Source organism: Corynebacterium sp. HMSC077D03 (genome assembly GCF_001808545.1).
Classification (GTDB): domain Bacteria; phylum Actinomycetota; class Actinomycetes; order Mycobacteriales; family Mycobacteriaceae; genus Corynebacterium; species Corynebacterium simulans.
The window spans coordinates 1-25,862 of record NZ_KV793671.1; the positions used below are offsets into that span (position 1 = coordinate 1).

General features: G+C 60.8%; 22 protein-coding genes. 18 read left to right on the forward strand and 4 right to left on the reverse strand.

Annotated elements, in window-relative coordinates; all coding sequences use genetic code 11:
• The first annotated feature begins 51 nt into the window (after window positions 1–51).
• Both HMPREF2888_RS02800 and HMPREF2888_RS02805 read left to right on the forward strand, forming a co-directional pair.
• On the forward strand, window positions 52–561 hold the full coding sequence (locus tag HMPREF2888_RS02800) for a polyadenylate-specific 3'-exoribonuclease AS (RefSeq protein WP_061923531.1): 510 nt from the start codon (window positions 52–54) through the stop codon (window positions 559–561).
• A gap of 44 nt (window positions 562–605) precedes the next feature.
• Complete coding sequence (locus tag HMPREF2888_RS02805) at window positions 606–1,994, forward strand: class II 3-deoxy-7-phosphoheptulonate synthase (RefSeq protein ID WP_061923528.1); 1,389 nt, start codon at window positions 606–608, stop codon at window positions 1,992–1,994.
• Window positions 1,995–2,011: 17 nt separating this feature from the next.
• Here the strand turns inward: HMPREF2888_RS02805 and HMPREF2888_RS02810 are convergent, their stop codons facing one another.
• The gene (locus tag HMPREF2888_RS02810; protein WP_061923525.1) at window positions 2,012–3,376 is read right to left on the reverse strand and encodes a protein kinase domain-containing protein; all 1,365 of its coding nucleotides are present in this window, start codon (window positions 3,374–3,376) and stop codon (window positions 2,012–2,014) included.
• A gap of 71 nt (window positions 3,377–3,447) precedes the next feature.
• Between HMPREF2888_RS02810 and HMPREF2888_RS02815 the strand changes: the two genes are divergently transcribed.
• A complete protein-coding gene (locus tag HMPREF2888_RS02815; protein ID WP_235591065.1) occupies window positions 3,448–3,828 on the forward strand; it encodes an Rv2175c family DNA-binding protein in 381 nt (126 codons plus the stop codon).
• Here HMPREF2888_RS02815 and HMPREF2888_RS02820 read toward each other — a convergent pair.
• The 3 genes from HMPREF2888_RS02820 to HMPREF2888_RS02830 are packed head-to-tail and all read right to left on the reverse strand — an operon-like array spanning window position 3,825 to window position 7,081.
• Window positions 3,825–5,384 (reverse strand): alpha-(1->6)-mannopyranosyltransferase A, encoded by a 1,560-nt coding sequence (locus HMPREF2888_RS02820; protein ID WP_070518213.1) that lies wholly within the window; start codon window positions 5,382–5,384, stop codon window positions 3,825–3,827. The genes HMPREF2888_RS02815 and HMPREF2888_RS02820 overlap by 4 nt on opposite strands.
• 5 nt (window positions 5,385–5,389) lie before the next feature.
• Window positions 5,390–6,481, reverse strand: a complete 1,092-nt coding sequence (locus HMPREF2888_RS02825; RefSeq protein ID WP_246815027.1) for a polyprenyl synthetase family protein — start codon at window positions 6,479–6,481, stop codon at window positions 5,390–5,392.
• Between the two features lie 36 nt (window positions 6,482–6,517).
• Entirely contained in the window at window positions 6,518–7,081 is a 564-nt protein-coding gene (locus HMPREF2888_RS02830) for a GNAT family N-acetyltransferase (protein WP_062043934.1), read from the reverse strand.
• 217 nt (window positions 7,082–7,298) lie between these two features.
• On the opposite strand from HMPREF2888_RS02830, the gene HMPREF2888_RS02835 reads away from it, so the two are divergent.
• The 15 genes from HMPREF2888_RS02835 (at window position 7,299) to ftsZ (ending at window position 25,860) form a co-directional block, all read left to right on the forward strand.
• Window positions 7,299–7,739, forward strand: coding sequence for an SAV_6107 family HEPN domain-containing protein (locus tag HMPREF2888_RS02835; protein WP_062043937.1), 441 nt, complete (start codon window positions 7,299–7,301; stop codon window positions 7,737–7,739).
• A 216-nt stretch (window positions 7,740–7,955) separates the two neighbouring features.
• Window positions 7,956–8,327 carry a DUF3040 domain-containing protein gene (locus HMPREF2888_RS02840; protein ID WP_062043940.1) on the forward strand — a complete coding sequence of 124 codons (372 nt, stop codon included), beginning with the start codon at window positions 7,956–7,958 and terminating at the stop codon, window positions 8,325–8,327.
• A 735-nt stretch (window positions 8,328–9,062) separates the two neighbouring features.
• Complete coding sequence (mraZ, locus tag HMPREF2888_RS02845; RefSeq protein WP_061923504.1) at window positions 9,063–9,497, forward strand: division/cell wall cluster transcriptional repressor MraZ; 435 nt, start codon at window positions 9,063–9,065, stop codon at window positions 9,495–9,497.
• Between the two features lie 155 nt (window positions 9,498–9,652).
• Window positions 9,653–10,699 carry a 16S rRNA (cytosine(1402)-N(4))-methyltransferase RsmH gene (rsmH, locus tag HMPREF2888_RS02850; protein ID WP_061923501.1) on the forward strand — a complete coding sequence of 349 codons (1,047 nt, stop codon included), beginning with the start codon at window positions 9,653–9,655 and terminating at the stop codon, window positions 10,697–10,699.
• Window positions 10,696–11,505 carry a cell division protein FtsL gene (locus tag HMPREF2888_RS12825; RefSeq protein ID WP_235591058.1) on the forward strand — a complete coding sequence of 270 codons (810 nt, stop codon included), beginning with the start codon at window positions 10,696–10,698 and terminating at the stop codon, window positions 11,503–11,505. The genes rsmH and HMPREF2888_RS12825 overlap by 4 nt, the downstream gene beginning before the upstream one ends.
• Before the next feature lie 466 nt (window positions 11,506–11,971).
• Window positions 11,972–13,804 carry a peptidoglycan D,D-transpeptidase FtsI family protein gene (locus HMPREF2888_RS02860; protein ID WP_061923698.1) on the forward strand — a complete coding sequence of 611 codons (1,833 nt, stop codon included), beginning with the start codon at window positions 11,972–11,974 and terminating at the stop codon, window positions 13,802–13,804.
• 49 nt (window positions 13,805–13,853) lie between these two features.
• On the forward strand, window positions 13,854–15,434 hold the full coding sequence (locus HMPREF2888_RS02865) for a UDP-N-acetylmuramoyl-L-alanyl-D-glutamate--2,6-diaminopimelate ligase (RefSeq protein ID WP_061923499.1): 1,581 nt from the start codon (window positions 13,854–13,856) through the stop codon (window positions 15,432–15,434).
• The gene (murF, locus tag HMPREF2888_RS02870) at window positions 15,431–16,960 is read left to right on the forward strand and encodes a UDP-N-acetylmuramoyl-tripeptide--D-alanyl-D-alanine ligase (protein WP_061923497.1); all 1,530 of its coding nucleotides are present in this window, start codon (window positions 15,431–15,433) and stop codon (window positions 16,958–16,960) included. The genes HMPREF2888_RS02865 and murF overlap by 4 nt, the downstream gene beginning before the upstream one ends.
• 29 nt (window positions 16,961–16,989) lie before the next feature.
• Window positions 16,990–18,102, forward strand: coding sequence for a phospho-N-acetylmuramoyl-pentapeptide-transferase (gene mraY / locus HMPREF2888_RS02875; RefSeq protein ID WP_061923494.1), 1,113 nt, complete (start codon window positions 16,990–16,992; stop codon window positions 18,100–18,102).
• A 2-nt stretch (window positions 18,103–18,104) separates the two neighbouring features.
• Window positions 18,105–19,562, forward strand: coding sequence for a UDP-N-acetylmuramoyl-L-alanine--D-glutamate ligase (gene murD, locus HMPREF2888_RS02880; RefSeq protein WP_061923491.1), 1,458 nt, complete (start codon window positions 18,105–18,107; stop codon window positions 19,560–19,562).
• Window positions 19,563–19,583: 21 nt separating this feature from the next.
• The gene (locus tag HMPREF2888_RS02885) at window positions 19,584–21,005 is read left to right on the forward strand and encodes an FtsW/RodA/SpoVE family cell cycle protein (protein ID WP_061923488.1); all 1,422 of its coding nucleotides are present in this window, start codon (window positions 19,584–19,586) and stop codon (window positions 21,003–21,005) included.
• Window positions 21,006–21,034: 29 nt separating this feature from the next.
• Window positions 21,035–22,117, forward strand: a complete 1,083-nt coding sequence (gene murG / locus HMPREF2888_RS02890; protein WP_061923485.1) for an undecaprenyldiphospho-muramoylpentapeptide beta-N-acetylglucosaminyltransferase — start codon at window positions 21,035–21,037, stop codon at window positions 22,115–22,117.
• Between the two features lie 43 nt (window positions 22,118–22,160).
• Window positions 22,161–23,615 (forward strand): UDP-N-acetylmuramate--L-alanine ligase, encoded by a 1,455-nt coding sequence (gene murC, locus HMPREF2888_RS02895; RefSeq protein ID WP_061923482.1) that lies wholly within the window; start codon window positions 22,161–22,163, stop codon window positions 23,613–23,615.
• Window positions 23,608–24,258: a cell division protein FtsQ/DivIB gene (locus tag HMPREF2888_RS02900; RefSeq protein WP_070518216.1), complete on the forward strand. Its 651-nt coding sequence runs from the start codon at window positions 23,608–23,610 to the stop codon at window positions 24,256–24,258. Before murC ends, HMPREF2888_RS02900 begins: the two co-directional genes overlap by 8 nt.
• Before the next feature lie 249 nt (window positions 24,259–24,507).
• The gene (ftsZ, locus tag HMPREF2888_RS02905) at window positions 24,508–25,860 is read left to right on the forward strand and encodes a cell division protein FtsZ (RefSeq protein WP_061923474.1); all 1,353 of its coding nucleotides are present in this window, start codon (window positions 24,508–24,510) and stop codon (window positions 25,858–25,860) included.
• The last annotated feature ends 2 nt before the right edge of the window (window positions 25,861–25,862 follow it).

The following is a 25,862-nucleotide window of genomic DNA, read 5'->3' on the forward strand; positions in this document are numbered from 1 at the left end:
TGGGGTGGAACTGCTAACAACGTAATGGGAAGCCAAGTAAGATTAGGCCCCGTGCGCTACTTCTATGACACCGAGTTTATTGAGAATGGAAAGACCATCGAGCTGGTCTCCATTGGCATCGTCGGCGAAGATGGCAGCGAATTTTATGCGGTATCTACCGACTTCAACCCCGCGCATGCCAACGCGTGGGTGCGCGAGAACGTTCTCGATAAGCTGCCTTCCCCGAGCGATCCCGTCTGGAAGTCGCGCGATCGCATTCGCGAGGAGCTCATAGAGTTTCTCACCAAGCATTCCACTCCGGTCGAGCTCTGGGCTTGGGTGGGTGCCTATGACCACGTGGTTTTGGCCCAGTTGTGGGGCGATATGGCGGGCTTGCCCAAGCGCATCCCGCGCTATACCCGCGAGCTCAAGCAGTACTGGGAATTCGCCGGCTGCCCAAAGTTGCCGCCGGTGCCGCAGGGCAATCACGACGCGCTTGTCGACGCCCGTCATAACCTAGCCAAGTTTCGCGCCTGCATGGAGGCACTACCGCTGACAAGGGCCAACCAAGTAACTATCTAGTCCCAAACTATCCTGCGGCAGGGGGCTAATGGTTAAATAGCCATGTGAGTTGGACAGTAGATATCCCTAAAGAAGCACTTCCGGATCTTCCGCCTTTGCCTGCCGGCATCGAGGAGCGATTCCGGGATGCCATCGCACGCAATGCCAAGCAGCAGCCGAGCTGGGATCGCGCGCAGGCAGATAACGTGCGCAAGATTCTGGAATCCGTGCCGCCCATTGTCGTGGCACCGGAGATTGAGGAGCTTAAGCGCAAGCTTGCCGACGTCGCGCTCGGCAAGGCATTCCTGCTGCAAGGCGGGGACTGCGCTGAGACCTTTGAATCCAATACCGAGCCGCACATCCGCGGCAACGTGAAAACCTTGCTGCAGATGGCAGTGGTGCTCACCTATGGCGCTTCGACCCCAGTTGTGAAGTTGGGTCGCATCGCCGGTCAGTACGCGAAGCCGCGTTCGGCGGACATGGACTCAAAAGGTTTGCTCAACTACCGCGGCGACATCGTCAACGGTGTTGAGCCCACCGAAGAGGCCCGGCGTCACGACCCAGCCCGCATGATTCGGGCCTACGCTAATTCTTCGGCTGCCATGAACCTGGTGCGTTCGTTGACTTCGTCTGGCACCGCCGACCTGTACCGCCTGCACGAGTGGAACCGCGAATTCGTGGCAAACTCCTCGGCTGGTGCGCGCTACCAGGCGCTGGCCGATGAAATCGAAAACGGCCTGGCTTTCATGAACGCCTGCGGAGTTTCTGACGAGACCCTACGTTCTGCTGAGATCTACTGCTCCCACGAGGCCCTGTTGAAGGACTACGAGCGTTCCATGCTGCGCCTTGGCGTGGACACCAACGGCGAGACCAAGCTTTATGATCTTTCCGCCCACCAACTGTGGATTGGTGAGCGTACCCGCGGCCTCGAGGACTTCCACGTCAACTTCGCCGCGCTCATCGGTAACCCCGTGGGCATCAAGCTTGGCCCTGGAGTTACCCCGGAGCAGGCGGTGGAGTACGCAGAAAAGCTCGACCCGAACCGCGAACCAGGACGCCTGACCATGATCACCCGCATGGGCCACGACAAGGTGCGTACCGTCTTGCCAGCAGTGGTCAAGGCAGTAGAAGACTCCGGCCACAAGGTGGTCTGGCAGTGCGATCCAATGCATGGCAACACCTTCACGGCGTCGAATGGTTACAAGACCCGTCACTTCGACAAGATCGTCGACGAGGTCCAAGGCTTCTTCGAGGTCCACCGCGAGCTGGGCACCCACCCAGGCGGCGTGCACCTTGAGTTCACCGGCGAGGACGTCACCGAGTGCTTGGGCGGCGCTGAGGACATCACCGACCTAGACCTGCCGGGTCGTTACGAGTCCGCAGTGGACCCGCGTCTCAACACCCAGCAGTCCCTGGAGTTGTCCTTCCTCATAGCGGAGATGCTGCGCAACTAGCGGGCAAAGACCGCTACTTAGGCTAGGAACTGCGGCAAGAAGCCGTAGTTGCCTGAGCCAAACCACCAGCCGCCGATCGCCACGGCGACGGTAGCTAGTGCCACGAGCGCCAGGAAAAGCAGCAGTGAGAAGACACTGCGGTTAGTTTCCCGGCGCTCTTCTGGTTCCTCCTCCGCGATGCGGGAGAGCTGATTGTGTTGTTGCGGGGCAGGAGCCGGCGCCCGCTGCGGCATCGGAGCCGGGGGAGTTTGCGGAGTCGGGGGCACCTGCCCGGCGTAGGGATCGATGCGTGTCTGCGATGGATAGGCCGCCGGCCGCGGGGCGGCTGGCGTATCGGCGCGCGTTTCGAAGCTAAGAGGCGCGCGCTGCGGCTGCTGCGGAACGTATTCGGTTACCGGTTCTTCTTCGGCAGGCCGCGGCTGGGGCGCCGGGCTTTCCAACGCCGTGGTGGCATCGAAGACGTGGGTAGCACCTGTGCCGGAGAAATCCGTGGGCTGCTCGGCAGTGCGGGCGGCGGCAGCGTTGCGGGGGACAGGGACAGTGAAGTCGGGGAGTGCGAGCTCCCGCGTGATGTCGTCAAGCGCGTCCAAGAACTCGCCTGCGTCGGCAAAGCGCTCGGCCTTCTCTCGCGCCGTGGCGGTGGCGACGAGGGCGTCGAAAAGCTTCGGCACTCCCGCAATGCGGGACGAAGGTGCCGGCACGTCTGCCTGCAGGCGTGCCTGCGCGTGCTCCAATGGGGTAGCGCCACGGAAAGGAACGCTGCCTGTTAGAAGCTCGAAGAGGACGATGCCGGCGGAATAAACATCGGAGGCCGCCGTAATCGGCTCACCGGTGACCTGCTCTGGTGAAAGATACGACACCGTACCGATGATCTGGCTCGAGCCCCGCTCCGCTGCGGCCGACCGCACTAGACCAAAATCCCCCAACTTCACGCGGCTCTGTGCGGTAATCAGCACGTTGTCTGGCTTGATATCGCGATGGACTAAACCCGCGCGATGGACTTCATCCAAGCCCATGAGCATCGGGCGCATGACCGCCGCCGCGGCGTGTGCCGGCATGGGGCCGCGCTCGGCGAGCAGCTCGCGCAAGGTGCCGCCGGTGATAAGTTCCATGATGAGAAAAATCGGCACGCCATCGGAAGAGAAGTCATGCACTCCCACGAGGTTTGGATGCTGCAGCTGTGCCATCGCGCGGGCCTCGCGCTCGAAACGCTTCACAAAGGCCGGATCGTCTTGATAGTGCTCATGCATTACCTTCGCCGCCACCGCACGGCCTAAGCGCATGTCGACGCAGCGATAAACCGTGGACATGCCGCCCCGCGCGATCGGCCGATCGACGCGATAGCGGTCCTCGAGAATGTCGCCTACTTCCAGCCTTGTCATGTAATCCAGTATGGCTGATAGACGCAGCGATGTGGTATCCGGCTAAGGTTGTGTCTGTGACTAATCCACAGATGAATTCCGAACAGGCCAAGAACGAAGAAATCGCTGCCCTCCTGGAAGGCGAGGAGCTGTTGACGCTGCAAGAGGTGGCGGACAAGCTCGACCTGCAGATTACCCGCGTGTTTGATCTGCTGGGCGCCCGCAAGTTCATCGCGTGGCGCAACGCAGAAGGTACCCGCTTGGTGCCGGCTGCCTTCTTTAATCAGAAGGGCGTTATCTCCAAGTATGTTTCAGGCGTTATCACCGTGCTTAGCGACGGCGGTTTTAGTGACCAGGAGATCTTCATCCATCTTTTCACCGAAGATGAAACTCTCCCGGGCCGCCCGATCGACGCCTTGCACGGCCACCTGGCACGCGAAGTTATCCGCCGCGCGCAGGCTTCTGCTTTCTAGGCAGTAGCTTTTTCTGCAGACTCTGCTTTTATGGGTTCCTGGGCTGCGTTCCTACGCAGCCCATCGCCGATCTTGGGGCTGACGCCAGCGAAGATCCACTGCGTTAAAGCCCACGCGGCAACGACCATGGCGATATCCCACCACCAGTTATAGAGCTGGTGGTTGCCATCGCCGGAGAAAGCGACGCCGATAAACAGCGAAACGCCGGTGGTTATCTTCAGCAGCAACAGCGGTGGGCGGAAGGTGCCCATCAGCGTCAGCACCGAGGCGTAGTACCAAGGCAGCGTCACCGAATTGAAGAGGAACGCCACCTGGTAGGCGCCCGCAGTGCCGGCGATGGCACGGCGCACGCTGCCGCGGCCCAGCCACCACATGGCCACCAAGCCGATGAGCATCAAAACCATCGAAATGGTGCGCAGTACGTTCAGCACGCCGTTGTAGGTGGTATCCGGGCTGAAGATCTGAATCAACGGAATCATGACATCGGCGGCAAAGGTAGGGCCAGCTAGGGGATTGACCACCTTAGAGTTGCCGCTGATCTGCGAAAGCCAGCCCCAGGAGCTGCCCGAAGCCCAGGTAATCGCAGCCACTGCAAGGCCTACCTCAGCCAAAGCCACGATGCCGGAGAGCACAAAAGCACCAAGCTGGCGCCCGCGCGAGGCCGAGCCCGGCGCATAGTGCAGCACCATCATCCACACCACGAAGGGAGCTGCGAAGATAGCTGTGGCTTTAAGCGCCACCGCGACGCCAATGAGCAGCAAGCCAATGTGGAAGCGTTTCTTCACTGCAGCCAGCAGGCCGAGTGATACCAAAGCCACCATAACGGACTCGTTGTGCATGCCCGCTACCAAGTGCAAAACCACCACTGGGTTGGCCACGCCAAGCCACAGCGCTAGGGCAGGATCGCCGCCAAGGGCACGGGTGAGATGCACAATCGCCCACGCGATGACCGCAAAGCCAAGCAGGGAAATCGCCTTGTAGATGATGATACCGGCGGCCACATTGTCCCCGACTACGCGCGTGACTGCCTCGGCCATCCACAAGTGCAGCGGGCCATATGGGGTAGTGGTGTTGCGCCAGTCATGGGAGACCTCCAGCAGGAACGGGCCTGGATTGACCGCCGCGCCTTCCGTATAAGGATCGAAGCCATCGCGCACCATGGCGCCCTGCATCAGATAGGAATAGACATCGCGGGAGGCCAGGGGAGCGGCGAAGAGCAAAGGCGCAATCCAAGCGCTCAACATGATGCGGATAGAGCGTAGGCCACCTTTGTGCTGAGGGTTCTTCAGCTGCGGATTAATAACCTGGCGGCCTGCCAAAATCCAGGCCGCAACCAGACCAAACAAGCCGACCCAGTAGAGCACCATGCCCACGTTGCGGCCGTGGCCATAAGCCAAGAAGCCGACGTTTAGCGCTTCGAGGAAACCGCCGCGATTGCGCGTGGCGCCGCCCGAAAACGAGGCAAAGGCCAAGATGATGCTGGCGATGATTCCCACCGGCAGCGCATTGGGCAGGCGCACGGTATAAGTCTTGTGACCTTTCTCAGGTGCGGTCATAGTGCCTACATTCGACGGGCAGTGGACTTAATAGCCAGTGCCTCGAGGGTCTCAGTGACTGCAGGATCAACATGGGCCTTGCGCAAGTGGCCCAAGCCGGACTCGGTTAGGGCCGAAATCTGCTCCTCCAGCATTTGCGGGGCGCCGGAGTCAGCGATGATTTGAGCCATCTGCGCGATTTCGGCTGGGTCTTCCGTGTTGCCAATGAGCGAGCGCAGCACCTTCGCGGATGCTGGGTCCTTTTCATCAGCGCGCTGCAAAGCCAGCGAGAGCAGCACGGTGCGCTTGCCTTCGCGCAGGTCATCACCGGCGGGCTTGCCGGTGATTTCTGGGTCACCAAAGACGCCCAGCTGATCATCGCGGAGCTGGAAGGCAATGCCGATGTCGCGGCCGTAGCCACGGAAAGCGCTGATAAGCGCGGCGTCAGCACCTGCCACCGCGGCGCCCAAATGCAGAGGACGCTCGATGGTGTAGGCGGCCGTCTTATAACGGTTCACAGAATTGGCCAAAGTGGGGTCCTCAGAGCCCGCTGCCTCTAGCGAGATATCGAGCAGCTGGCCGCCGATGACTTCGGTGCGCATGCCCGCCCATGGGCCGCGCGCACGCTGCAAAGCCGCGCTGCTTAGACCTGAACCTTGCAGCATGTCTTCGGCCCAAGCTAGTGCGAGGTCACCGACGAGGATGGCAACCGACTGACCAAAGAAGTCTGCGTCACCGTGGAAGTCTTGTGCGCGATGCTGCGCTGCGACGGCGCGATGCACCGTGGGGTTGCCGCGGCGGGTATCAGAGGAATCGATGATGTCATCATGGATAAGCGCGCAGGCCTGAATGAATTCCAGCGACGATGCGGCGGTGGCCATGGCCTGCGGATCTTCCTCGCCGTCCAAGCCACGTGCGCCCAAGAAACCCGCCCACGCGTAGGTGGGGCGGATACGCTTGCCGCCGTCGAGGACAAAGTTTTCCAGGTAAGACGTGGCGCCAACGACGGGGCCGCCGATTTCGGCGACCTCGGGGCGGCGCTGGTCTAAAAACTCTAGGAGCTTTTCGCGGGCGGTATCCGGGAACTGCTCTAGGGAAGGAATGCTGTTGTCTTTCACTCCCCACACGTTACCTGTTGAACCGGACATTCCCTGTTACGTGGTGGAAAGCGGCAGGCGTGCCGCGAGAATTGCAAAGGCACGGGAATCAGCGGGGTATTCCAACTCGCGCAGCACATCGAAGAATCCCACCTTACGGTAGAGCCGAAATGCCGCGTTGGCCTCGTCGGGGACCTCCGGCGTCGACAGTAAAAGGTAACTGGCAGGAGCGTTCCACGCCAGCTCCTTTATTAGCGCCAATCCCAGCCCATGCCCTTGCAGGTTCGGCGCGACATGAATCTCGGCGAGCTCAAAGTAGTTGTGAAGAATCTCCAGCTGCTCCTGAGTGGCTCCGCCGGCCTCGGCGAATCCCCTCCGTAGCTGCCGGTCCCACCAGGTGTCGGGCGAACCGATGAAGCCATAAGCGACGCCGCCTATTCCATACTCATCTTCCGCGATTACCGCCGTAAATCCCGGCCGCATGACGTCGTCTTTCCACGCCTTGATGCGGTTTGCACGCATGGCGGGGCTATAGCCCATCGCGGCGATGTAAATATCGACCAATGGGGGCGCCAGCATGGCGAACTCTTGCGGGCTCAAGCGACGAATACGAAAACTCACGTCTTTAATATCAGCAGATCTTGGCAGAGTTCGACAAGGAATTCCGGCAAAAGTTCCTGCCCTGCTTGGCGATGCCCCGAAGAGGGGAGGGCATGTTCGAAAATATTTGGCTGTAGTGGGAAAACCATTGCCTTATTCGAACATTTGAACTAATCTGGAAGTAGATGTCCAGCGCACGCTCTAGATTTATGGTTAACAACAGCAAAGGAGGAGCATCATGGCACAGGTTATTTCTGCAACAGCACAGTTCAAGGGGTCGCGCGCTGCCGCAGGCGCGTTCAAGCGCGACCGTTTTCTAACGCAAGCCGGAGACCTTCTGTCGCAGGCCCGCGCCATGGCTGCCGCTGAGCGTTGGGACCAAGCCCTCGAGTTTGCATACCAGACAGGTCTGCGCACTGCCGGTGCGCGTATTGCAGATTCCGCAGTGTCAAAGCGGCGCCGGTTGCCCTCGAGTGCGTGGGAGCAGCTGGCCATGGTGGGCGCTTCCGAAAAGGATTGGGCGGAGCGTTTCCGTGGATATTCCCGCCTTCGTTCTCGTGTAGCCTCCGGGCTGGATGATGCGCCGGATGAAGAAGTCGTTGTAAGGCTAATGGCCTTGGCTGCGGAATTTTTGGCAGAGGTTGAAGAGGGGATTGTCTTCGGTTCTCTTGCTGCCTAGCCGCGTGGTGTCGGGGTCAGTTATTTGCTCCGGGTGTGACGTTGCCCAATAGCGGTGGGGGCAGACTGTGCTTGCGGGAACTTACTGATTACTCTGGGCGTTAGATAGTTAGTAGTTCACGCATCAGGGTGTAACCCAAAACCTGCGCGGTGGCGCGTAGGTGCACCGCAGCGTGGATTTTTGGCCCGATGCCCATTGAGATCAATTGGAGGAAAAGTGTCGCTTTCCGAGCACGAGCAGCAGGCACTGCGTGAAATTGAACGATCCTTGATGCAGGATGATCCCAAGTTTGGTTCCTCCGTTACGGGTGACTCTGGCTTCGGTAGCGGCGGCGCCATTACCTTGCGCGGGGTTGCCCTCATCGTTGTTGGCCTTTTGCTGATGGTTGGCGGCGTAGCTTTGGCGCAGCAGTCACTGTGGTTTGTGGCCTTGTCTGTGCTGGGCTTCCTCGTGATGTTCGGTGCTGGCGTGTGGATGCTGCGCGGCCGTAAAGAGGCCGTTAGCTATAGCGCGCCGCGCCGCCCGGCTGGCAACCGTCAAGGCGTGAGCTCCCGCCTTGAGGAGAACTTCCGCCGCCGTTTCGAATAAGCTGCCAGCTTCTTTGGTGCTAGGGTCCGCATCCTTCTGGATGCGGGCTTTTAGTTTTCTCTGAGCTCTATCTCCCACTTCGCCCCACATCCCCCACTTCGCCCCACATTCCCCACTTTGCCCCACCGCGGGGAGGGGGTGTGGCCTTTTGTGTGTGTTGGGCGGTGCGTATCCCGGCGGCGTGCGAGGCGGCTGTGGGGTGTTCAAGAGGATTACCAGCCCTGGAAAACCAGACTTCCTGTTCGTGGTTTAGTTCGCTATGGGGTGATTGAAAACCGTCCTTGAACTCTGGGTTTCCGGCCCTGGGTATTTGTCGAAACGGATATAAAGACGGGCCGCCAAACGTCGATACCCGGGCCAGCAGCTGCAATTGGGGTAGCCGTAAACGCGCATCGCGGGCTGAGCGGGGACTGCGCTAATCGCAATATGCGGGGTTCAAGGTAGCGGTGGGACGCAATATGTTGGTGTGATTGGTGGGGTAATTGGGGTGTTTGTAGGGCGTTGTCAAGGGGGTGGCTGGGGAATTCTTCCCACCATCAAAACGGTCTTCTACCTTGGCTGATTTGTCGGAAAACTTTTAAACACGCAGTCGAGGGTGACAGAAGTGGGGGAAAGTGGGGTAGAGTGGGGCACAGTGTAGAACCGAGGGCCTGTGGATGTGTGTTGAACATCTGCCGGCGCGAGGGGCTGCACAGAGGAATCCGGAGTTTCGAGTAACAGGAAGGTGGACCCGGGATGTTTCTCGGTACCTACACTCCCAAGCTCGATGACAAAGGGCGGCTAACGCTTCCAGCGAAGTTCCGTGAAGAGCTGGCGGGTGGCCTCATGGTCACCAAAGGTCAGGACCATTCCTTAGCGGTGTACCCGCGTGAGGAGTTTGCGGCGCGAGCGCGAAAAGCGGCGGCGGTATCTCGTACGAACCCAGATGCGCGTGCGTTTATCCGTAACTTGGCAGCAAGTGCGGACGAGCAAAGGCCAGATGGGCACGGGCGAATCACGCTTTCAGCAGCCCACCGCGAGTACGCAAGCCTCAAGAAGGAGTGCGTGGTTGTCGGTTCGGTGGACTTCCTTGAAATCTGGGACGCAGCCGCGTGGGCTGAGTACCAGGCGCAAACTGAAGATGCTTACTCGGCGGCAGACGCCGATGACGTACTCGCTGGCTTGCTTTAGACATGCAGCTAGCGATGAGTGCGTGTACGGACTCTGCCCGAGGTGGATGCTCTGGTGTACTTCCCCGATATCAGAAACCTGCCTCGGACAGGGCCCTATACGCACTCTTTTGCACTGTAAGACAATTTTTCATAAGTGGGGGGTGACTAGCAGCGATGACGGCTCAGGACAATAACTCGGCAGTAAATTACGACGTAGCGGATAATCACGGCCACGTGCCGGTTATGCGTGAGCGCATGGCACAGCTGCTAGAACCTGCTGTTGCGGGCGATAACGCAGTGCTTATCGACGGCACCTTGGGGGCCGGCGGGCACACCGAGTACTTCTTGAACAAGTTCCCCAACGTCCGCGTAATTGGTGTCGACCGCGATGGCGCCTCCTTGGCGGCAGCCACCGAACGCCTTGCGCCCTTCGGAGATCGCTTCGTCGGCGTGAATGCCCGCTTTGATGATGTGTGTGCGGAAATCGAGCGCGCAGAGGGCGCGATTTTCGACGTCGCGCGTGAGCACGGAATCGCCGGAGCGCTCTTCGATTTGGGCGTTTCCTCGATGCAGCTTGACCAGGTCGAGCGCGGTTTTGCTTATAAGACCGACGCGCCTTTGGATATGCGCATGGACCCTTCGCATGGGATTACCGCTGCGGACATCCTCAATACTTATAGCCACGGCGATTTGGCGCGTATCTTGAAGACCTACGGCGACGAACGCTTCGCCGGAAAGATTGCCTCCGCCGTCCTCAAGGAGCGCGAGAAGGAGCCCTTTAGCAACTCTGAGCGCCTCGTTGAACTGCTTTATGCCACCATCCCGGCTGCCACCCGCCGCACTGGCGGGCACCCTGCAAAGCGCACTTTCCAGGCGCTGCGCGTGGAGGTTAACCGCGAGTTGGAGGCAATCGAGCAGGTTATTCCTGTCATCACTGACGCGCTCACCGTGGGCGGGCGTGCGGTGTTCATGAGCTATCAGTCGTTGGAAGATCGCATCGTCAAACAGGCTTTTGCCGAGCTGACGAAGTCGAAAACTCCCGCCGGTTTGCCGATGGACCTGCCGGGTACCGCTCCGAAGTTCAAGACCGTCACCCGCGGTGCGGAAAAGGCGAGCGCCGAAGAGATCGAGGAAAACTCCCGCGCTGCTTCGGTTCGCGTCCGCGCTATCGAGCGTCTTGAGGGTGAGCCTTCGCTGCACCCACCGGGAGGCACGTCATGAGTCTCAACGAACGCATCCCTGAACGTAACTACTCCGCACAGACTTTTCAGAACCCAGCACTAGGAAGGACCCGCACCATGGGGGCGAGCCGCGACTTTACTACCGGAACTGATACCGGAGCCGCCACGACTCTTCTCGAGCCAGGCCGCCGTGCGGTCCCACAGCGTACTCCGCGCCGCGTCCCGCATCGCACACAAGTGCCGACGCGCCGCGGCAACCGCTTGGGTTCGAAGCAAGTCGTGTCTTTCCGTGGCCGCCGGCTTCCGCAGCAAACCACCAAGAAGAACTCGCTGTTTACCCGGCTATCTTTCATCGCAATCGGCTTGCTGATTTTCGGCGTGGTCGTCTCCATGTGGCTGTCCGGTATCTCCACCGCGCAGACCTTCGTGGTCAAGGATCTCACTGCCCAGGAGTCTGAGCTGGATAACCAGCTTGAGACTTTGAACCGCGACCTCGAAAACGTGCGTTCGGCATCCGACGTAGCGCGCCGTGCCAACGAGGCCAAGATGGGCGTTCCGACGCAGCCGGGCATCGTTGAGGTTGACCCAGAAGGTAACCCGCAAGAGAAGCGCCCAGCGGATCCGGCAACCGAAGCAATCGTTGACGTCAACGGCGCACCGGTTCGACCGGGACAGGCTTCCAGTGACCCGGATGCAACCAAGGATGTTTCCGGTAGCTTGAACGAGGTGCCGCAAGGCCGCCAACGCACGGACCGACAGCCAGGTGAAGAGAACGCCTCATCGCCGGCACCAGGCGCGCAGGTGGAATTGCCAAACATTCCGGCGCAAGCGCCGTATGCCAACTAGCTGTGAATGTGGTTTCTTCGGATGTGCTCGCGCGTGCCTGCGCGAGCACATCGCATTTATAGGGCAAAATCTTGATCCAAGACTGTCTGCAGCGCGATGAGCTGTAAAAAGATAATCGGCAAAAGGAAAAGGTGACTTTGTGACTCGACCCAATTCAGGTGACCGCTATGGCGGTTCCCGGAGGGACCAGGGGCGCGCCGGCAGGGGCACCCCTGCGGATCGCAATAACCAAAGCCGCCTGGGACGCAACGAAGGCTACCGTCAGGGCCGTCCCACTAACCGCACCCATCGAGGAGCCAACACTGGCTCTGCCATGCCGCGTGCCAATGCGCTGCGTCCGAGTGAGCGCGTCACTGCCGCCAGCCGTGATAAGCAAACCCGCGGTCCTGCGGCACCCGGCCGCTTCAAGTTCTTGCCGCAGAAGGAAATCCTTAGCAAGCGCGTTAAAACCGTCGTTTCTGCGCTGATGGTCGTCCTCGTTATCCTGGGCGGGCGCCTAGCCTGGGTACAGCTCGTGTGGGGCCCGGATCTTGCCGCGAAGGCGGTGGCACAGCGTTCCCGTGTCTACATCGACTCCGCCCGCCGCGGTGAGATTGTTGACCGCAACGGCCAGCGCCTTGCCTACACCATGAAGTCCCGCTCGCTGACCGTTTCCCCGACCCGCTTGCGCGAAGAGCTACGGGAGCAGGAAGAGATTGAGGCAACTGGCGAGGATTCTTTCGACAGCATGGACGAAGCCTCCCGCAACAAGTTCCTAGATGACAAGGTCGAGTCCCGCCTGAAGGAGATGGCTGAGGGCATCCCAGACAAGATCAAGGCCGCGGGCCTTAGCACTGGCGACGTCAATTCCAAGCACATTCTCGATAAGCTCCACGCTGATACGCAGTATGAGGTCTTGGTCCGCAACGTCGATCCTGACGTCGCCGTAAAGATCGCCGAGGAGTACCACGGCTTGGCTGCCGACGAGCAGCAGATCCGCCAGTACCCCAACGGCGCAATTGCCGAAAACGTCATCGGTAAGGTTTCCATGGACGGCCAAGGCCAGTTCGGTTTCGAGGCCTCCGGCGATTCCACACTGACCGGTATCGACGGCAGCTCCACCGAGGACGTTTCCACCAGTGGCCAAGCCATCCCGGGCACCCTGCGCGATCAGGTTCCAGCTACAGACGGCAAGAACGTCACCTTGACCCTCGACCTAGACCTGCAGACCTATGTCCAGCAAAAGCTCGAAAAGGCCCGCGTGAACTCCAAGGCGAAGAACGCCCAAGCAGTCGTTCTCGACGTTGCTACCGGCGAGGTTCTTGCCATGGCTAACACAGGCACCATCGACCCAAACAAGGACATCGAAAAGCAGCTCAAAGAAGACAAGGCCTTCGACAACCGGAGCGTGTCCCACCCTTATGAGCCAGGTTCCGTTGCCAAGGTGATCACCGCCGCTGCCGCATTGCAGGAAGGCGTCACCACTCCGGACGAGGTCCACCAAGTCCCGGGCTCCATCGACATGTCCGGTGTGACCGTCAACGATGCGTGGCAGCACGGCGTCGAGCCGTACACCACTACGGGTATCTTCGGTAAGTCTTCCAACGTCGGTACCCTGATGCTCGCCCAGAAGCTGGGCCAGGAACGCTACGCCAAGTATCTCGAGGCCTTCGGCCTTGGCGAGACCACCGGCATTGAACTGCCAAATGAATCCGCAGGCCTCGTACCGGCTCAGGAACAGTGGTCCGGCGGCACCTTCGCCAACCTGCCCATCGGCCAGGGCCAGTCCTGGACCACCCTGCAATTGGCCAGCGTCTACCAAGCGCTTGCCAACGGCGGCGAGCGCATCGAACCGCGCATTATTTCCTCTATCACCGGCCCAGACGGCGAGAAGGAAAAACTCGACGAGCCGCGCAAGACCCGCGTGGTTAGCGAGGAAACCGCGAAGACCACCGTCGATATGTTCCGCGCCGTGTTCCAGAAGGATCCAAATGGCGTCCAGAACGGCACCGCGGGTGGCAATAACATCGAGGGCTATCAGCTTTCCGGTAAGACGGGCACCGCCCAGAAGGTCGATGAGAAGACCGGCGCCTACTCCAACTCCGCGTACTGGATCACTTTCGCGGGCATCGCGCCTGCCGACGACCCTCGTTTCGTCGTCGCCATCATGCTCGACGAACCGCAGTCGGGCGTCAACGACAACGGTTCCGGCGGCCAGTCTGCTGCGCCGGTGTTCAAGGACATCGCTAGCTGGCTGCTCAACCGCGACAACATTCCACCGTCCAAGCCCGCGCCGGAGCTGACCCTGCGCGCTCAATAAAAACTTCAACGAATACCACACCTTCGCACTACAAAAAGGGGAGAAAGCAATGAGCGTAGACCTAGAAAGCCTCGCTACTATCGGCGGCGGGCGCGTTATCGGTGACGAGACCGTCACTGTTTCCTCCTGCAGTCTCGACTCCAAGGCGATTGCTGCGGGCGGCCTCTTTGCAGCGTTGCCCGGAACCCGCGTGCATGGCGCCCAGTTCGCCGGCGGCACCGAAGCAGCGGCGATCCTCACCGACGAAGCCGGCCTGCAGCACTTGCAGGAAGCAGGGGAGCGCCGCCCGATCATCGTGGTCGAAGACATCCGCGCCGTGCTGGGGCTCATCGCCGCAGAAATCTATGAGCACCCGACGAAGTCGCTGACCGTCATTGCGGTCACCGGCACCTCCGGCAAGACGACCACCAGCTACCTGCTTGAGGCGGGCTTGCTCCACGCTGGCTACAAGGTCGGTCTCATCGGCACCACCGGCACTCGTATCAACCGCACGCCGGTTCCCACCAAGTTGACTACCCCGGAAGCACCGACGCTGCAGGAGCTGTTCGCACGCATGCTCGCGGAGGGGGTTACCCACGTGGTCATGGAGGTTTCCTCCCACGCTCTCGAGCTGGGCCGCGTGCGGGGCACACACTTCAAGGTCGGCGGTTTCAGCAACCTCAGCCAAGATCACCTTGACTTCCACCCGACGATGGAGGATTACTTCGGGGCCAAGGCCGCGCTTTTCGACGGCCCGCAATCCGCCGCCTCCGCCGTTATCTGCGTCGACGATGAGTGGGGCAAGCGCATGCTGGAGCGCGCCGCCGGTAAGCCGCGCACCGTGGTTGCCACCACCGCAGCAGAGCAGGCACAGCAACTGGCCGACGCCGTCGATGCAACTCTGGTCACCGCGACCCAGACCGGCACCGAGGTCACTGGCGAGCAGCATGTGGATATGAACTTCGCAGGCCAGCAGCATTCCTTCGAGCTGCCGATGCCAGGAAGATTTAATATTGCCAACGCCGCCCTGGCCACGGGCATGGCGGCCGCCGTTGGCGTTGACGTCGAGCAGTTCCTGGCCGGCATCGAGCGCGTGGCCGTTCCAGGCCGCATGGAGCGTATCGACCGCGGCCAGGAATTCGTCGCCGTGGTTGACTATGCCCATAAGCCGGCCGCAGTCGCCGCCGTTCTCGATACCCTGCGTGGCCAGCTCGAGGGAACCGATGGGCGCCTCGCGGTGGTCGTCGGCGCCGGAGGCGACCGCGACTCCTCCAAGCGCCCACTGATGGGTGCTGCCGCCGCAGAGCGCGCAGACCTTGTTGTGGTCACCGACGATAATCCGCGCAGCGAGGATCCAGCCACCATCCGCGCGGCCGTCATTGAGGGCGCGCGCGAGGCATCCTCGACCACCGATATCCGCGAGGTCGGCTCCCGTGCCGCCGCCATCGACGAAGCAGTCCGCTGGGCCGCACCTGGCGACGCCGTCATCGTCGTAGGCAAGGGCCACGAGGTCGGCCAAATCATCGGCGATGAGACTGTTCACTTCGACGACCGCGAAGAGCTCGCACGCGCTCTCGACGAAAAGCTAGCCGGCAACGCGCCACAGGAAAATGCGCGGTACGGTGACACTGTGGAAAAGGAACAAGCATGATTGCATTGACCCTTCAAGAAATCGCTGACATCACTGGCGGTCGCCTCGATTGCGTGGAAGATCCTTCCGTGCAGGTGACTGGATTCGTCGAATTCGATTCCCGCAAAGTCACCCCGGGCGGGCTTTTTCTCGCACTGCCGGGTGCTCGTGTAGACGGCCACGATTTTGCAGAAAAAGCAGTCGCATCAGGGGCAGTTGCTGTGCTGGCGGCACGTCCTGTTGGCGTGTCGGCTATTGTCGTTGAGCCGAAGGGCAAGGTCGAAGGCGACGGCGCCAACGCTGACATTTATGCCAACGATGAAGACGGCTCAGCCGCCGCAGTCATCGAGGCTTTGTCCGCACTGGCACGCGCGGTCACGCAGCGCCTAGCTACCGATTCCGCCCTCAACATCGTGGGCGTGACAGGCTCGGCCGGCAAGACCTCCACCAAGGATCTCATCGCCACTATCTTCCGCGCAGCGGGGGAGACCGTCGCGCCTCCGGGCTCTTTTAACAACGAGGTCGGCCTGCCCTATACCGCTCTGCGTTGCGACGAGCACACCGAATACTTGGTGGCTGAGATGTCCGCCCGCGGTATCGGCCACATTCGCCACCTCACTAACATCACCGCACCCAAGGTCGGTGTGGTCTTGAACGTCGGCTCCGCCCATTTGGGTGAGTTCGGCTCCCGCGAGAACATTGCCCAAGCCAAAGGCGAACTCGTCGAGGCCCTACCGAGCGCGAAAGACGGCGGCGTCGCAGTGCTCAACGCGGACGATCCTTTCGTCGCCGGCATGGCGCCGCGCACGGATGCGAAGGTGGTCTACTACTCGGCCGTGGATAAGCAAGGCTCTAATGTGCAGTACTACGCTACGCAGGTCCAGCTTGACGATGTCGCTCGTGCCTCGTTCATGATGCATACCCCAGACGCGCATCCGCTGCCGGTGAAACTGCAGGTTTTCGGCGCGCATCAGGTCTCCAACGCCTTGGCTGCCGCTGCAGCTGCCATCGAGCTGGGACTAAGCGCCGAGCTGGTAGCCAACGCTCTGTCTGGCCACCGCATTGCGTCGGAGCACCGCATGGACGTGCGCAACCGTCGCGATGGTGTCACACTCATCGATGACTCCTACAACGCAAACCCAGACTCCATGCGTGCGGCCATCGCCGCGCTGGCTTATACCGCGGCGGCGCGTCCCGACGCCCGTTCCATCGCCGTGCTCGGCGAGATGGGCGAGCTCGGCGAGGACGCACTCGACTCGCACCGCCAGTTGGGCAGTGAGCTGGCGAAGTACCACGTAGACCATCTGGTGGCCGTGGGCACTAGCGTCAACACGCGGGCGATGGCGGAAGCGGCACAAGCAAAGGGTATAAATACTAGTATCTGTGCCGATGTTGATGAGGCCGCAAAAATTGTTGACGGCCTTCTGCGTACCGCGCCAGTAGGCGTGGACGATTGGCCAAATAGGGACGCCAAAGATGTCGTCCTCGTCAAAGCTTCGAATGCCCAACGCCTGTGGCTCGTTGCAGAAAAGCTCAACCAGAGCTAGCTCACGAATATTAGAAGGAACCCAAGCAAGTGACACAGATCATCATCGCTGGTGTGGTCAGCTTTCTCGTAGCGATTTTCATCACCCCGCTGCTCATCCGTTATTTCTCGGATGTTGGCAAGGGTCAGGAGATCCGTGAGGACGGCCCGAAGTCGCACCTGCGCAAGCGCGGCACCCCGACCATGGGCGGCCTGGCCATTCTGGCAGGTATCACGGTGGGCTACCTGACGGTGGGAATCTACGGGCAGGTGACCGGCCACGGTGGCTTTACCTTCTCCGGAATCTTGGTGTTGGGCTTGACTCTGGGCCTCGGCGGCTTGGGTTTTGCCGATGACTTCATCAAGCTTTTCAAGCAGCGCAACTTGGGCCTAAACAAGACCGCCAAGTTGGTGGGGCAGCTCGCCCTCGCATTGGCTTTTGGCCTGCTCTGCCTGCAGCGCCCGGATGACACTGGCCTGACACCTGGTACCACGAAGCTGTCCTTCGTTCGAGATATTGAGACTTTCGACTTCGCGGTTGGCCCGACCATCGTGGGAACCATCGTGTTCTTGATCTTCATGTACATCTTGATCGCGGCGTGGTCGAACGCCGTGAACCTTACCGATGGTCTGGATGGTCTCGCAGCCGGCACCACCGCGATTGTCATGGGTGCGTATACCATCATGACCTTCTGGCAGTTCCGCAACTCTTGTGCCACCGAGTTCACAGCCGGCTGCTACCAGGTCCGCGACCCGCTGGATCTCGCGGTTCTCACCGCCGCTGGCCTAGGCGGCTGTCTGGGCTTCCTGTGGTGGAACGCGGCACCGGCGAAGATCTTCATGGGCGATACCGGCTCCCTCGCACTCGGTGGCCTCGTCGCAGGCATTTCCGTGACCAGCCGCACCGAGCTGCTGATGATCATCATCGGTGCGCTCTTTGTCATCGAGACCGTCTCCGTTGTTATCCAGATCGTGGTCTTCCGCACCAGCGGTAAGCGTTTCTTCCGTATGGCTCCAATCCACCACCACTTCGAAAACGGTGGCTGGGCAGAGACCGCAGTGGTCGTGCGCTTCTGGTTGATTGCCGCCATGGCGGCTATGGCCGGCGTTGCTATCTTCTACGGCGACTGGCTCGCTGATTCCGGTATCGGGCTGGTGGGCTAGTCATGTCGTCCGCTGCCTTCGATTTTGCTGCCTCCAATTCCGAGGTCTCGCCCGCGGCTCTGCCTGATTCCTTGCGCGGGCGCATCTTGGTCGCCGGCGCGGGCGTGTCCGGCCGCGGCTGTGCGAGCGTACTGCTGCGCCTCGGCGCCGACGTCGTGGTGGCTGATGGCAACGCGGATTCCCGCGCACGCCTGGAGGCCGACCTTTCTGTCACCACAATCGACGCCGCCACTGCCAACCCCGCCGATTACTCCCTCGTTGTTACCTCTCCGGGCTGGGCGCCGTCCTCGCCGCTTTTGCTCGCCGCAGCTGCGGCCGGGGTAGAGGTCATCGGGGATGTCGAGCTGGCCTATCGTCTTGATGCCGCCAGCGTCTTCGGCGCACCGCGCACCTGGCTTGCCGTCACGGGCACCAATGGCAAGACCACAACCACCGGCATGCTGGCCGCAATCATGGCCGCCGATGAGCAGCGCTCCGGAAAGCGCTCCCAAGCCGTCGGAAACATCGGCACCTCGCCATTCGACGCCCTAGCCGCCAGCCCACGCGTGGACGTCCTCGTCGCTGAGCTTTCCTCCTTCCAGCTGCATTGGTCCTCCCAGCTGCGCGCGGAGGTCGGAGTACTTCTCAACCTTGCCGACGACCACCTCGATTGGCACGGTTCCTTCGGTGCCTACGCTGAGGCCAAGGCAAAGGTGCTTGCCGGCGCCCACGCGGTCATCGGCCGCGACGACTCCCAGGTCCGCGAATACGCCGATGCCGCCGCAGAACGCGGCGCGCTTTCTCCAGACACCCACGCTTTTACCCACACCATTCCGAATGATGGGGAAGTAGGCGTCATCGACGGTCAGCTCGTTATTAACAACGTGGCAGGCGTTAGCGCCACCGTCATCGACGATGTCACCGCCCTTCAGCCCTCTGGTATGGCGGGCATTCTCGACGCCGCAGCAGCCGCCTGCGCTGCTTTGCTCGCCGGTGCCGAGCCGGCCTCAATCACCGAAGGCCTCGAAAGCTACACCGTCGCCGGTCACCGCGGCGAGCTAGTGCACCGCCATAACGGCATCGCTTTCATCGACAACTCCAAAGCCACCAATCCCCACGCAGCCGAAGCCGCGATGCGCGGGTTGGACAATGTGGTGTGGGTCGCTGGCGGCCAGCTCAAAGGCGCCGACGTCAGCGATCTTCTCGACGCCCACGCGGAAAGGCTAAAAGCAGCGGTTGTAATGGGCGTCGACAAGCAAGTGCTCTACGACGCCCTCCAGCAGCGTGGAGTTGCCACCACCGTCATCGAATCCACCGATCCCCTAAGGGCAATGGAGGAGGCGGTTACCGTCGCCGTGCAACACGCCGAACCCGGCGATACCGTCCTTTTGGCGCCGGCTGGGGCATCGTTGGATATGTACCAAGGCATGGCACAGCGCGGTGACTTCTTCGCCGCAGCCGCCCAGCGCATCGCACGTTAACCACGCAATTCAGGAGACTCCATGACCGCAACTAGGCCGCAACAACCAGCGTCGAAGACGCTCGGCCAACGCGTGGGCGAAATCCGCCAACACTACCGCGCGCAACCGGGGCTGGATTACCAGCTGCTGCGGATTATCATCTTTTCGCTGATTGGCATTGGCGTGCTCATGGCGTTCTCCGCATCCATGGCGATCTCCTTCACAGAAAACTCCAACGTGTGGACAGATGCCATCCGCCAGTGCCTGCTCGTGGCAGGCGGCCTGATTTTGTTCTGGATTGCGCTGCGGGTTTCTCCTTATACGCTGCGTAAGTTCGTGCCGTGGCTGCTGCTTTTGTCCATCATCTTGCTCATCGCAGTGTTGATTCCTGGCGTGGGTACCGGTCGTGAGACGGTGGGTTCGCAGTCCTGGATTCCGCTGGGCCCTGTGGCTTTCCAGCCTTCTGAGTTCGCACGTGTCACCGTAGCGATGTACGGCGCTTCGGCGCTGGCGGGCAAGCCGCACCGTTCGATGCGTCTTTCTGACCCATTCATGATGTACTCGCTCATCGCGTCTGTGATGTTCGTGCTCATCGTGTTGCAGGGCGATATCGGCATGGCGGCGTCGTTTGCCTTGGTGGTTATCTTCACCTTGCTTTTTGCGGGCGTGAATTGGCGCGTCGCTGCCACCATCATTGGCCTCGGCGCGTTGGGCTTAACCGCAGTCTTTCTGGGCGGCGGCTTCCGTACGCACCGTTTCCACACCTACTTTGATGCTTTCCGCGGCAACATCGAGGACACGCAGGGCACCGGTTTCCAGGCTTACCAGGGCTTCCTTTCGCTTGCCGACGGCGGGTTCTGGGGCGTTGGCCTCGGCCAATCCCGTGCGAAGTGGTTCTACCTGCCGGAGGCGAAGAATGACTTCGTCTTCGCCATCATCGGCGAGGAACTCGGGCTGTGGGGCGGCTTGCTGGTTATCGGCTTGTTTGCCGCACTGGGTTACATCGGGCTGCGTACGGCAAAGAATGCGCAGGATTCTTTCCAGGCGCTGCTGGCCGCCACATTGACGGTCGGCGTTGTTATCCAGGCGTTCATTAACATCGGCTATGTGGTGGGTCTTCTTCCTGTGACGGGCATTCAGCTGCCGATGATTTCCGCAGGCGGCTCCGCAGCGCTTATCACCATCGGTTCGATGGGCGTGCTGTGTAACGTCGCGCGCCATGAGCCGCTGCAGATTTCTGCGATGCAGAACTTCGGCCGTCCGCTGTTCGACCGTCTGTTTTTCATCCCCGAGCCGCAGCTTTTCGACGCCGCCCCGAAGCGTAAGGGAGGCCGCCATGCCTCGCAGCCGCAGAAGAATCGGGGCGGGCGTCGGCCAGCGGAGCGCGAGGAGCGCTTTGGCCGAACGGTGACGAGCCGTGGGCCTAGTGATTACCGCCTGCCGCGGCGCGGCGAGAAGCGGTAGGCCTGGGTGGCGCTGGTAGCCTGTAGGTCATGAATTCCACCCCCATTTCTGTCGTCCTTGCAGGTGGCGGCACCGCAGGCCATATCGAACCAGCGCTCGCAGTGGGTGAAGCGCTCCGGCAGCGTCACGGCGCGAAGTTAACCGCGTTGGGCACCGAGAAGGGACTGGAGCGCGATATCGTTCCCGCCCGCGGGGTGGATCTGCGCATGGTGACCCCTGTTCCGGTTCCGCGCAAGGTGAATGTCGATCTGTTTAAGCTTCCTTTGAACGTTGCAAAGTCGGTAATGCAAACCCGCAAGGTTTTAAAAGACGTTGAGGCTGACGTGGTCTTTGGTACGGGCGGATACGTTTCCGCTTCGGCCTACCTTGCTGCAAAGACTCTAGGCATGCCTTTTTATGTGCTAGAAACCAACGCGCTTTCGGGCATTGCAAATAAGCTTGGAGTGCGTTTGGGCGGAATCGGCTTCAACGCGCACCCGAACTCCGGCATGCCTGGCGAGGTCGTGGGTATCCCAGTGCGCCCAGGAATGGGTCAAGACCCTGACGGTTCTGTGGCTGCGGAGGCCCGTAAGCGCTGGGGGCTGCGCGAGGATATGCCCACCATCGTCATTACCGGTGGCTCGCAGGGCGCAGCCAGCATCAATAAGGCAGTGGCGGGCGCGTTGCCGGAGCTGACCAAGAAGTACCAGGTCCTGCATGCCTACGGCAAGAAGAATGAGGCGCCGGCGCCTGCTCCGAATTACACGCCTCTGCCGTACATCGACGATATGGCCGGCGCCCTTGCCGTAGCTGACTTGATGATTTGCCGCTCAGGCGCGATGACGGTCGCTGAGGTAACCGCTGCCGGCGTTCCTGCCATTTACGTGCCACTGCCAATCGGCAATGGTGAGCAGGCACTGAACTCCCGCGAGCTAGTAGAAGCCGGTGCTGCCGTGCAGATCGCCGACGCCGAACTCAACCCCCAGCGCTTGGTCTCCGAGGTCCGCGGCATTATGGAAGATGACGCTCGCTTAAAGGAAATGCGCGCGGCCGCGGCGACGAACTCTGCTGGCGACGTTGCCAACACCATTGCTGACCGAATCGCAACCACCATCGAGCAAGCGCGCGCCTAAAACCCTCGCGCAAGATCTTTGAAGCTGAAGGAATTTAAAGAAGATGACTGACTCTTATGACCTCACTCGCGTCCACATGGTGGGCATCGGCGGCTCTGGCATGTCTGGCCTGGCGCGCATCCTCGCTTCGCGCGGTGGCGTCGTTACCGGTTCCGACGTTAAGGAGTCCACGCCGGTGGAAATCCTGCGCACGATGGGCGTAAAGATTGCGGTAGGCCACGCGGCAGAAAATGTCGAGCTGGCGGGGGAGAAGCCGACTGTCGTGGTCACTTCCTTCGCAGCCATCCCGCAGGATAACCCGGAGTTGGTCGGCGCCCGCGAGGCCGGTATTCCGGTGATTCGCCGCTCTGACCTTCTCGCCGAGCTGATGGAGGGCCACCAGCAGGTGCTCCTCGCCGGTACGCATGGCAAGACTTCCACCACCTCGATGACTGTTTCTGCAATGCAGCAGGCAGGTCTTGATCCTTCCTTTGCCATTGGCGGCCAGCTCAACCGCGCGGGCACCAACGCCCATGGCGGAACTGGCAACGCCTTTGTTGCCGAGGCCGATGAATCCGATGCTTCCTTGCTGCGCTATAGCCCTGAAGTCGCGGTGATTACCAACATCGAGCCGGACCACCTGGATTTCTTCCACAATGCTGAGGCCTATTACCAAGTCTTCGACGACTTCGCCGATCGTATCGTGCCCGGCGGACATCTCGTCGTCTGCTTGGAGGATGAGCATGCAGCGCAGGCCGGTAAACGCGCCCTTGACCGCGGAATCAACGTTCTTGGCTACGGCAGCGCTCAAGCAGCCGCACAGTATCCGGAGATTCCCTTGGCCGCTGAGGTAGTAGAAGAGCAGGTCTCTGTCATTGGCATGCAAGTCCGTGCACGCGTCACGCTGCCCGGCGGAAAGTCGAAAGAGCTCTCCTATGAGCTGCAGATTCCGGGGCATCACATGGTGCTTAACTCTTTGGCCTCGCTTATCGCGGGCGGCTTGGCCGGCGGCGACCTGGACGATCTCGCGGTGGGCCTTAGTGATTTCACCGGTGTGCGCCGTCGCTTTGAGTATCGCGGCACCGAGCACGAGGTGCGCGTCTTCGATGACTATGCCCACCACCCAACCGAGGTCACCGCAGTCCTCGGTGCTGCCCGCCAAAAGGTAGAGGCAGAAGGCAAGGGGGCGCGCGTTATCGCATGCTTCCAGCCGCACCTGTACTCCCGCACGATGGAATTCGACAAGGAGTTCGCTGCAGCACTCGCGCTTGCCGACGCCGCCGTTGTCCTTGACATCTACGGCGCTCGGGAGCAACCGGTGGAGGGCATTACCTCCCGCATCATCACCGACAAAATGCCGGAAGAGATGAAGGTCATTTTCGAACCGGATTTCTCGGAGGCGGCTCAAGATGTTGTGTCCCTGGTGCGCCCTGGCGATGTCGTACTCACCATCGGCGCGGGTTCAGTCACGATGCTGGCCGCGGAGATCCTCGATGAGCTGAAGGCGCTTAATGACTAAGAAGACAATTGCGGTTTCTGTCACGGGGCTCGTGGCGGTCGTTGTGCTGGCGGCAGTTGCCGTGTGGATGTTTCCTGTGTTCAAGGTTTCTTCCTTCGAGGTACAAGGCATAAGCCACGTCGATGCAGCGCAGGTGGAAGAAGCCAGTGGCGTCGCTAAAGGCGAGAACCTAGTGCGGGTGGATGCCCGTGCAGCGGCGTCGGGAGTCGCACGCTTGCCGTGGGTAAAGTCCGCAACCGTATCGCGCGCATTTCCGTCCACCTTGAGCGTGGAGGTTACAGAACACGAGGCGGTGGCTTTCCGTGATAAGAACAAGCTTATCGACGCCGAGGGTGAAGAATTCGCCGAGGACACCCCTCCGGAGGGCGCAGTGGAAATTACCGGCAGCGCCGAGCCCGGCTCGGAGGAGATGAGTGATGCCGTGGGGGTAGTCGCCGCTTTGCCACAGCCGTTGCGTGCACAGGTGAAGTCTCTCGAGGCTAAAAACGCTTATTCGATGATCTTCCACCTGAAGGATGACCGCAGCGTCTTCTGGGGCGCCTCGGAGGATAACGCCAATAAGGCTTTGGCTTTCGAGACGGTTTTGAAGATGGAAGGCGGGCAGTGGAATATTTCAAACCCCGAATTGGTAACCACGAAATAGCCGTCTGAATTTAACGCCCTGCGCAGAGCCCATCTTGGTCATACAGGTGGGGTGCGTGGGGCGTTTGTGATTTGAAAACCCGCACGTCAGCAACCCTAAACTACAACTTGAGGGTACCGACACGCGGCAAAATGTACGTGAAAAACTACGGCACTTCCATAAAGATGGAAATAACCGCGCGTGAGAAAAAGTCGCGTGCAATAAAAATCCTCGTTTACGCACCAACAGTGAAAGGTGAGCACCCCTCACATGATCTCAACTAGCAATAACCTCGCGGAAATCAAGGTCGTCGGTGTCGGCGGCGGCGGCGTTAACGCCGTGAACCGCATGATCGAAGAAGGCCTGAAGGGCGTTCAGTTCGTCGCGATTAACACTGACTCCCAGGCGCTGATTTTCTCGGATGCTGACACCAAGCTCGATATCGGCCGCGAAGCCACCCGCGGTCTCGGCGCGGGCGCTAACCCGGAGGTTGGCAAGACCTCCGCAGAAGACCACAAGACTGAGATTGAGGATGCCCTGGAAGGCTCGGACATGGTCTTCGTCACCGCCGGCGAGGGTGGCGGCACTGGTACCGGCGCCGCTCCGGTCGTTGCTTCCATCGCGAAAAAGATGGGGGCGCTGACCGTCGGCGTTGTTACCCGTCCATTCAAGTTCGAGGGCGCACGCCGTACCCGCCAGGCAATGTCTGGCATCGAGGAGCTGCGCGACGTCTGCGACACGCTCATTGTTATTCCGAACGACCGCCTGATGCAGCTGGGCGGCGAGGAGCTGTCCATCGTCGAGGCATTCCGCGCAGCCGATGAGGTCCTCCACAACGGTGTCCAGGGTATTACGAACCTGATTACCATCCCGGGCATGATTAACGTCGACTTTGCCGACGTCCGCTCCGTCATGGCCGATGCCGGCTCCGCTCTCATGGGCATCGGCTCTGCACGCGGTGACAACCGTGCGCTCAATGCCGCTGAGCAGGCAATCAACTCCCCGCTGCTCGAGTCCACCATGGAAGGCGCAAAGGGCGTTCTGCTCTCCATCGCCGGCGGCTCTGATCTTGGTCTGCATGAGGTTAACGCCGCTGCATCCATGGTCGAGGAGCGCGCTGACGAAGACGCCAATATCATCTTCGGTACCATCATCGATGACAACCTGGGCGACGAAGTCCGCGTCACCATCATCGCCACCGGCTTTGATGCACAGGCCAACATGACCACCGCAGCTCAGCCGGCACCGTCCCAGCCGCAGCAGCAGCGTCCGGGCTCCCTTTTCGATAACCGCCAGGAAGCTTCGGCACAGCAGTCGGTGCAGCAGTCGGCACAACAGCAGCCAATGCACCAGCAGCAACCGCTGCAGCCGGAGCCAGTACAGCAGCAGCCGGTACAGCAGCAACCGCGCTACGAGGAACCTGCGCAGCCGCGTTACGAGGAGCAGCCGGCTGAGACCTACCGTCCACGCCATTCCTCCAACGGTCTGTTCACCAGCTCCGATCGCTTTGCTCGTGAAGATCGCCGTGACGACTACCGCCTGTCCCGCCCGGCAGATCGTCGTGACGACCGTCGCCACGATGACGGCGATGATGATCTCGACGTGCCGTCCTTCATGCGCTAAAG

Excerpts from the sequence above, each read along its gene's own strand:
- HMPREF2888_RS02810 (WP_061923525.1), bottom strand. The coding sequence starts at position 3,376 with ATGACAAGGCTGGAAGTAGGCGACATTCTCGAGGACCGCTATCGCGTC.
- HMPREF2888_RS02815 (WP_235591065.1), top strand. The coding sequence starts at position 3,448 with ATGAATTCCGAACAGGCCAAGAACGAAGAAATCGCTGCCCTCCTGGAA.
- HMPREF2888_RS02820 (WP_070518213.1), bottom strand. The coding sequence starts at position 5,384 with ATGACCGCACCTGAGAAAGGTCACAAGACTTATACCGTGCGCCTGCCC.
- HMPREF2888_RS02835 (WP_062043937.1), top strand. The coding sequence starts at position 7,299 with ATGGCACAGGTTATTTCTGCAACAGCACAGTTCAAGGGGTCGCGCGCT.
- mraZ (WP_061923504.1), top strand. The coding sequence starts at position 9,063 with ATGTTTCTCGGTACCTACACTCCCAAGCTCGATGACAAAGGGCGGCTA.
- rsmH (WP_061923501.1), top strand. The coding sequence starts at position 9,653 with ATGACGGCTCAGGACAATAACTCGGCAGTAAATTACGACGTAGCGGAT.
- HMPREF2888_RS12825 (WP_235591058.1), top strand. The coding sequence starts at position 10,696 with ATGAGTCTCAACGAACGCATCCCTGAACGTAACTACTCCGCACAGACT.
- HMPREF2888_RS02860 (WP_061923698.1), top strand. The coding sequence starts at position 11,972 with ATGGTCGTCCTCGTTATCCTGGGCGGGCGCCTAGCCTGGGTACAGCTC.
- HMPREF2888_RS02865 (WP_061923499.1), top strand. The coding sequence starts at position 13,854 with ATGAGCGTAGACCTAGAAAGCCTCGCTACTATCGGCGGCGGGCGCGTT.
- murF (WP_061923497.1), top strand. The coding sequence starts at position 15,431 with ATGATTGCATTGACCCTTCAAGAAATCGCTGACATCACTGGCGGTCGC.
- murD (WP_061923491.1), top strand. The coding sequence starts at position 18,105 with ATGTCGTCCGCTGCCTTCGATTTTGCTGCCTCCAATTCCGAGGTCTCG.
- HMPREF2888_RS02885 (WP_061923488.1), top strand. The coding sequence starts at position 19,584 with ATGACCGCAACTAGGCCGCAACAACCAGCGTCGAAGACGCTCGGCCAA.
- murG (WP_061923485.1), top strand. The coding sequence starts at position 21,035 with ATGAATTCCACCCCCATTTCTGTCGTCCTTGCAGGTGGCGGCACCGCA.
- murC (WP_061923482.1), top strand. The coding sequence starts at position 22,161 with ATGACTGACTCTTATGACCTCACTCGCGTCCACATGGTGGGCATCGGC.
- HMPREF2888_RS02900 (WP_070518216.1), top strand. The coding sequence starts at position 23,608 with ATGACTAAGAAGACAATTGCGGTTTCTGTCACGGGGCTCGTGGCGGTC.
- ftsZ (WP_061923474.1), top strand. The coding sequence starts at position 24,508 with ATGATCTCAACTAGCAATAACCTCGCGGAAATCAAGGTCGTCGGTGTC.